The sequence below is a fragment of the Isachenkonia alkalipeptolytica genome, assembly GCF_009910325.1.
Taxonomy (GTDB): domain Bacteria; phylum Bacillota; class Clostridia; order Peptostreptococcales; family T1SED10-28; genus Isachenkonia; species Isachenkonia alkalipeptolytica.
This window is the reverse complement of the sequence record NZ_SUMG01000064.1, coordinates 1-683: the sequence shown is the minus strand read 5'-3', so window position 1 is coordinate 683 and position 683 is coordinate 1. Positions and strand designations below refer to the sequence as shown.

The window sequence follows — 683 nt, the reverse complement described above, 5'->3', positions numbered from 1 at the left end:
CTGGGAAATGAGCACCCCTTCTGGAGGCCGGGAGATACGCCACTGACCCGATTCCTGCGCCATTCCGAAGTCATGGTTGAGAGTTTGAGAACTAGTCGGATGATAGTGGCCTCTGGAATCGATCTGCCCCACCACGGGGGCCTGAAGCGCTGCGGTAGCGACGGTGCTGGCCGGCTTATGGTTCGTGGCGTCGTAGATGGTGCCTTTCGCATGGGGATCCCATCGATCCGCAATGTCGCTAGTGAGGTAAGTCCTCGCGACCCGGTAGTCGTCACGCGCGCTCGCCATCGCCTGCAGGAACCCGCCCACCACGAGGTCGATGGACGCGCCGTCTGCAGGAGGATGGGGAGCGACGTCGATGCTTTCCCGCGCGGCGGCGCGGGGACCATCAGCTCGCTTCACTGGGCCCTGGGATGGTACTTCGGAGCATCCGGTGAGCAAAACAGCAGCAGCTGACAGCACAGCACGCCGGGAAGGGCGTAGGGTCATCGTTCTTCCTCGTCGTCAGAGCGGTCGGCATCGGTCGGAGATGCGGGGAGCGGGGACTTGACGATGACTCCGCCGGGCTGTCTGGGAACCACCAATCGGAAGTAGGCCCCCTGGTTCGGGCGTCCCCAGGCTGTCAGCCAGCCATGATGAAGGTTCGCATCCTGACGCGAGATCGCCAGCCCTAGGCCACTGCC

General features: G+C 63.8%; 1 protein-coding gene. It reads right to left on the bottom strand.

Translation table 11 applies throughout. The features are described 5' to 3' along the window. Positions 1 to 402, bottom strand: a 402-nt coding sequence (locus ISALK_RS14885; protein WP_245394431.1) for an LpqB family beta-propeller domain-containing protein, incomplete at its 3' end; no start/stop codon positions are given. Positions 403 to 683 lie beyond the last annotated feature (281 nt).